Here is a 6864-nt window from a genome sequence, read left to right as displayed (position 1 = left end):
AATCCGTGACGCACACGGATTTTCACTATGAAATGGTTCTGCCCAATTCGCGCCGTATCTTATGTGTTGGCGTGAACTTCCCCGACCGAAATGCTGAATACAAAGATGGATCTGAACAGCCAAAATTCATGTCGCTTTTCCCACGTTTCGCGAGTGGGTTTACAGGGCATGATAGCCCTTTGATCCGCCCACCAGAAAGCCCGCAATTGGACTATGAGGGCGAAGTTGCAATCGTGATCGGCAAAGGTGGTCGCCGTATTGCACAAGCAGATGCCTATGATCACATCGCAGCCCTAACGATCTGTAACGAAGGGACGATCCGCGATTGGGTCCGTCATGCGAAATTCAACGTGACACAAGGCAAGAACTGGGACAACTCAGCAGCGATGGGTCCATGGCTCGTGCCGTTCACGGATGCGGCGCAATTGGACGATGCGCGCATCATCACCCGCGTGAATGGGGCGGTGCGTCAGGACGATGTGCTCTCTCGCATGATGCATCCAATCCGTCGCGAAATCGAATATATCTCTACTTTCATGACGCTTCAGCCAGGGGATATCATTGTCACCGGCACGCCTACAGGTTCAGGCGCGCGCCTTGATCCTCCCCAGTTCCTCAAACCCGGCGATGTTGTCGAGGTCGAAGTCAACGGTATCGGCACGTTGCGCAATTCTATCGCAGACGAAGTGATCTCATGACACCGCAGGATCATATCAAAGCAGCCCAAGATTTGCTCGCTGCCGAGGTTTCGGGTGATCAAATCGGCCTGCTCACGAAGCGCCATCCTGAGATGGGGATGGACGATGCCTATGCCATTCAAAACGCGATCTATGAGGCCAAGCTGGCGCAAGGTCGCTCTGTCGTTGGTTGGAAGATTGGCCTGACCTCCAAAGCGATGCAATACGCACTCAACATTGATATCCCGGACAGTGGGATATTGTTCGACGACATGGTGTTTGATCACGGGGCCACTGTTCCCAAAGGGCGGTTCATTCAGCCTAGGATCGAAGCCGAGATTGCCTTTGTGATGAAGTCTGCCATTGGCGGCGCAGAGGTAACGCGCGATGATGTGATTGCCGCGACCGACTATGTGGCTCCGTCGATTGAAATCCTCGATACGCGTATCTTGCGGGCCGATCCGCAAACGGGTGAAACACGTAAAATCTTTGATACGATCAGTGACAACGCGGCAAATGCCGGTGTCGTTCTGGGTACTCAGCGTCATGCAATCGATGCCTTTGATCTGCGTTGGGTTGGGGCGATTACCTCCCGCAATGGTGACGTCGAAGAAACAGGCCTCGGTGCTGGTGTCCTAAACGATCCGGTAGAAAGTGTCGTCTGGTTAGCCCGCCGTATGGCGCAATATAGTCAACGTATTGAACCGGGGCAGATTATCCTGTCTGGTAGCTTCATCAGGCCTATCGAATGCCCCTCTGGCGCGCAAATTCACGCAGATTTTGGTGCGTTCGGACACGTAGATATTAATTTCGCCTAAAGGATTTCTCATGCCTGCACCTAAAAATCCATTCAAACAGGCCATTGCCAATGGCGAACTTCAACTCGGATGTTGGTTGGGCTTGGCTGACCCTTATGTGGCTGAAATCAGTGCAAGTGCAGGGTTTGATTGGTTGCTTATTGACGGCGAACACGCGCCGAACGATTTGCGTTCAATTACCGCGCAGCTGCAGGTCCTCGCAGCGCGTTCCAGTCATGCAATTGTGCGTCCACCCATCGGTGAAACATGGCTTATCAAACAGCTCTTGGATGCTGGTGCGCAAACCTTGTTGATCCCAATGGTGGAAAGCGCTGCTGAGGCGAGAGAGTTGGTCGCGGCAGTGACTTACCCACCGCACGGGGTGCGCGGTGTTGGTGCGGCTTTAGCGCGCGCTTCGGATTTCGCAGGGATTGGCGACTACCTGACGACGGCTCGGGACGAAATATGCTTGCTGGCCCAAGTCGAAAATCTCAAGGGCATGGCAGAGTTGGATGACATTCTATCTGTCGATGGCCTGGATGGCGTCTTCATTGGTCCTTCTGATCTTGCTGCAGATATGGGTTTCATTGGTCAAGCTGGGCATGCTGAGGTGAAAGCAGCCGTCCTTGATGCGATGAAACGTATTGTTGCGTCGGGCAAAGCGGCGGGCATTTTGACGATGGACACAGAACTGCAAAAACAGTGTCGCGAATTGGGAGCGACGTTTATTGCGACGGAGATTGATGTGACGCTTTTTGCACGCAATATGCGCCAATCGAGCAAGGTAGCCAAAGCTCACTTAGGAGATATCTGAAACCGAAAGGGCTATTCATCTCGCGGCATTGATCGAGCAGAGCGATAGTGCTTAAGGTACTTAGAGTTCTCTCACCAAAGGCTTCGGCATGATAAAGAGCCAATTCACGCTCAAGCAGTTAGAAGCTTTTGTCTTCGTAGTTGATATTGGCACGTTCCGCGGCGCTGCAACGGCGCTTGGGACGACACAGCCGAACGTGTCTGCGCGCATCAAAGCGTTGGAAGAGGCGCTGGGTAAAACCATTCTTGTACGTGATGCTGGATCGGTGCGCTTGACGGAAAGCGGCGAGGTGCTGTTGCAAAAAGCGCGGGATGTGCTTTGGGCAGGTGAAGCCTTGATCGAAGAGGCCGAGCGTCAGGACTTGATCGACGAACGTTTGCGCCTTGGAGTAACGGAGCTTGTCGCTTGTAGTTGGCTGCGTGAATTTTTGCGGTTGTTGAAAGAGGCCTATCCGAACCTCAGGATCGAGCTAGAAGTTGATCTGTCCGTTGCCATTGATCTGTTGCTGCGCGAAGGCAAGCTCGATCTCGCGCTGCAAACAGAACCATTTCCGACGCAAATCTCGGGGACTGAGCACCTCGTGCATGAAAATTATTGCTGGGTGACGGTGCCGGACATCGCCCAACACCTTGGCGCCAAGCCCGCTTTGGATGACCTCTTTGAATACCCGATCCTGACCCATGCCAAACACTCATTGGCAACACGCTCATTGCATCAAATCGCTGAGGAACGTGGGCTTAATGTTGGCCGTATCGCGCATTCCAATGCTCTATCAGCCTGTGTTCCAATGGTGACCGAAGGTCTGGGAATTGCGTTACTCCCCCACGCATTGGTGCGTAGTGAAATCAAAAGCGGCGCGCTACAGGTCATTGAGACGGATTGGCTTCCCGATGCGCTATCTTTTCACGCTCGCTATCACGCGGACCGTGCCCCGCTTTATGTGCAAAAGGCGGTTGAGTTCGCGAAGCAGGCCATCAAACAAGACTCATAAGATCAATAAAAATGATCGATATGTAAATTTAAACAATTTGATACTATGAACCATCTCTGGCTCGATACGATCAAAGGGCTTGGAGTTTTACATGAACAGCACATCTATTCGTCTTGGTGTAGATATTGGCGGAACGTTCACAGACGTCGTTCTGGAAAAAGCGGGTGAGGTGTTCTCGACGAAGGTTTTGACAACTTACGCTGCTCCTGAAAACGCGATCATCGATGGCATGCATCAGGTCTGCGTCAAGGCAGGCGTTGCGCCGTCCGAGATTGGTCAAATCATTCATGGGACGACTTTGGCGACCAACGCGCTGATTGAACGACGCGGCGCAAAGACGGCGTTGATCACCACGCAAGGGTTTCGCGACGTGATTGAGATGCGCAGCGAAAGCCGGTTTGAGCAATATGATCTCAACCTGAATTTGCCTGATCCTTTGTTGGCGCGTCAGATGCGCTTCACCGTTGCGGAACGTGTGGATGCCAAGGGCGACATATTGATCGATCTGCAGCGCAGCGATGTTGAAGACGTTGTTGAGCAGATCGCAGAAGCGGGTTTTGAAAGTGTCGCGATTGGCTTGATCCATTCCTATTTGAACCCGAAGCATGAACAGATGATCCGTGAGATTTTGCTCGAAAAGCTGCCGGATGTGTCAGTTTCGATTTCTTCTGAAGTCAGCCCGCAGATGCGTGAATATGAGCGGTTCAACACGGTTGTCGCCAATGCCTATATCAAACCCTTGATGGCGTCATACCTCGGGCGTCTCGAGGCGCGCTTGGGCGACGAAGGGATTGCGTGCCGCATTTTCCTGATGCACTCAGGCGGCGGTATTATTTCTATCCAGAATGCAGCTGATTTTCCCGTACGCTTGGTTGAATCTGGCCCTGCTGGCGGCGCGGTCTTCGCGGCCCACATCGCGGCGCAATACGAGCTTGAGAAGGTGTTGTCCTTTGACATGGGCGGCACCACGGCCAAGATTTGCCTGATCAAAAATCAGACACCGAAGACTTCTCGTGTCTTTGAGGTCGCGCGCACCTATCGGTTCAAAAAGGGGTCGGGCATGCCGATCTCTATCCCCGTGATCGATATGGTCGAGATTGGTGCAGGTGGTGGCTCAATCGCGCATGTGGATGCGATGCAGCAAATTCGCGTTGGTCCGGAAAGCGCTGGATCAGAGCCGGGCCCGGCCTGTTATGGTCGCGATGGCACGCGCCCCGCTGTTACGGACGCGGACCTCGTTTTGGGCAAGTTAGACCCTGATAATTTCGCCGGTGGCTCGATAAAGCTATTTCCAGAGCACTCAGAAAACGCTCTTACGGGACATGTTGGCGAAAGGCTAGATATGGACGCGGTCGAGGCCGCATTTGGCGTCGCCGAAGTGGTCGATGAAAACATGGCGAACGCCGCGCGTGTGCATGCGGTTGAGAATGGTGAAGACCTGTCCGACTATACAATGATCGCATTCGGCGGCGCCGCGCCGCTACATGCTGGACGCCTTTGCGAAAAGCTGGGCGTTGATCGTTTGCTCGTGCCGCCAGGGGCAGGCGTGGGATCAGCCATCGGGTTCCTTCGTGCGCCCTTTAGTTTTGAGGCCAATCGCTCTGTCTACATGAAGTTGTCTGATTTCGACGGCCCTATGATCAAAAAACTACTTAAGGACCTGCAGAGCGAAGCGACGGGATTTGTGCGTACATGCGATGCCGAAAGCCCGATCATGTCAGAGTTCAAAGTCTATATGCGTTACACGGGGCAAGGTTGGGAAATTCCAATTGATCTGACCGTAGCGCAAGCCATGAACCCAGATAAAGACGTCTTTGAGGCACGGTTTATCGAAGACTATACCAAGCTCTTTGGCCGCCCTGTTGACGGTATGGATATCGAGATTACCGTATGGTCCGTGAACGCGACCACGCCCAAGGAAGAGGTGACACTGGTCTCGCAGATAGGCGCGGGAAGTGCAGCCGTTCAAGATGGCACGCGCGACGTTTTCGATGCGGCAGAGGGCTCGTTTTGCAAGGCAAGCATCGTCTTGCGCGATCAGCTCGGCGCTGGGCATCGCGTGCAAGGCCCTGCTTTGATCACCGAGGCGGAAACGACAATCATCGTACCAAGCAGCCGAGATGCGATGTGTCAGGCGGATGGGTGCGTTGATATTATGTTGAAGGGATCGAATTGATGGCGAAACAGCAATCAAGAGTGGCCTATCAGGTCATGTGGAACCGTCTGATCTCTGTCGTGGAAGAGCAGGCACAGGCATTGGTGCGCACTGCCTTTTCGACCTCCGTACGAGAGGCAGGGGACTTGTCCGCTGGGGTTTATGACGTGCAAGGCAACATGCTGGCGCAAGCGGTCACAGGAACGCCGGGCCACGTGAATGCGATGGCCGATGCTGTTGCACATTTCATCCGCCGTATTGGCCGTGAAAACATCCATGAAGGGGACGTTTACATCACCAATGACCCTTGGGAGGGGACAGGGCATTTGCACGATATCACGATGGTATCGCCTTCCTTTCATGAAGGTGCACTGGTGGGTTTCTTTGCTTGCACGGCCCATGTCGTCGATGTGGGTGGGCGTGGCTTTGGCGCGGATGCACATTCGGTTTATGAGGAAGGGATTTACATCCCGATCATGAAATTCGCGAGCAAAGGCGTAGTTGATGAGACGCTCGTGCGCATTGTTCGCGGCAACGTGCGTGAGCCGGATCAATTGATCGGCGACATCTATGCGCTCGCGACGTGCAACGAAATTGGACATCGTCGTTTGATCGATATGATGGAAGAGTTTGATCTGGATGATCTAAGCGGCATCGCAGATTTCATCCTAGACAATTCCCGTCGCGCAACGATTGAACGCATCGCCGCGTTGCCCCAAACCGCGGCGCACGGCGAGATGACCGTGGATGGCTTTGATGCGCCGATCACGCTCAAGGTGAAAGTCAGTGTCGAGGGTGATAGGATCATCTCCGATTTCACCGGTTCTTCCGGTCTGGACAAAAAGGGCATCAATTGCCCGCTGGTCTACGCAAAGGCTTATGCCTGCTACGCGCTTAAGGTCGCGATTGCGCCTGAAATTCCAAACAATGCGGCCTCACTTGCGCCTTTTGAAATTGCAGCGCCCGAAAACACCATCGTGAACGCGCTCCACCCAGCGCCGGTCGCTTTGCGCCATATCGTGGGGCATTTCGTGCCTGATGTTGTGTTCAATGCCTTTGATAAAATTGTGCCCGGTTTGGTCCCTGCGGAAGGGGCTGGTTGCTTGTGCAATTTCCAAGTCTCCTTGCGCCCGCGCACTGATGCGCCCGCGCCCGAAGATGCGCGTCGCTCTGAAGTTCTGACCTTTAACTCTGGTGGTTCGGGCGCACGTCCCGAACATGACGGTTTGAACGCAACCGCCTTTCCATCTGGCGTGATGACCATGCCGATCGAGGCGACAGAACATGCAGGACCGGTGATCATTTGGCGCAAAGAACTACGCCCTGATAGCGGCGGTGCGGGTAAGACACGCGGTGGTCTTGGCCAGTATATGGAAGTGGGTGCGCAGGAAGGGCATGAGTTTGACATCCAAGCCATGTTTGATCGCGTC

Annotated in this window: 6 protein-coding genes; all 6 read left to right on the top strand. The window is 53.9% G+C overall.

The features are described from left to right. Window positions 1-698 (top strand): fumarylacetoacetate hydrolase family protein (locus ABJQ89_RS12785; protein ID WP_348496601.1); only part of this gene is annotated, 698 nt, incomplete at its 5' end. Next, entirely contained in the window at window positions 695-1495 is an 801-nt protein-coding gene (gene hpaH, locus ABJQ89_RS12780; RefSeq protein WP_348496600.1) for a 2-oxo-hept-4-ene-1,7-dioate hydratase, read from the top strand. The genes ABJQ89_RS12785 and hpaH, both read left to right, overlap by 4 nt. 10 nt (window positions 1496-1505) lie before the next feature. After that, on the top strand, window positions 1506-2288 hold the full coding sequence (locus ABJQ89_RS12775) for an HpcH/HpaI aldolase/citrate lyase family protein (protein WP_348496599.1): 783 nt from the start codon (window positions 1506-1508) through the stop codon (window positions 2286-2288). A gap of 88 nt (window positions 2289-2376) precedes the next feature. Then, window positions 2377-3279, top strand: a complete 903-nt coding sequence (locus tag ABJQ89_RS12770; protein ID WP_348496598.1) for a LysR family transcriptional regulator — start codon at window positions 2377-2379, stop codon at window positions 3277-3279. A 91-nt stretch (window positions 3280-3370) separates the two neighbouring features. Next, the gene (locus tag ABJQ89_RS12765) at window positions 3371-5455 is read left to right on the top strand and encodes a hydantoinase/oxoprolinase family protein (RefSeq protein ID WP_348496597.1); all 2085 of its coding nucleotides are present in this window, start codon (window positions 3371-3373) and stop codon (window positions 5453-5455) included. Continuing rightward, window positions 5455-6864 (top strand): hydantoinase B/oxoprolinase family protein (locus tag ABJQ89_RS12760; protein ID WP_348496596.1); only part of this gene is annotated, 1410 nt, incomplete at its 3' end. The genes ABJQ89_RS12765 and ABJQ89_RS12760, both read left to right, overlap by 1 nt.

This window comes from Planktotalea sp. (genome assembly GCF_039984035.1).
GTDB lineage: Bacteria > Pseudomonadota > Alphaproteobacteria > Rhodobacterales > Rhodobacteraceae > Planktotalea.
Note: the sequence above shows the minus strand (reverse complement) of the source record. Positions and strands in the feature narration are given on the sequence as shown.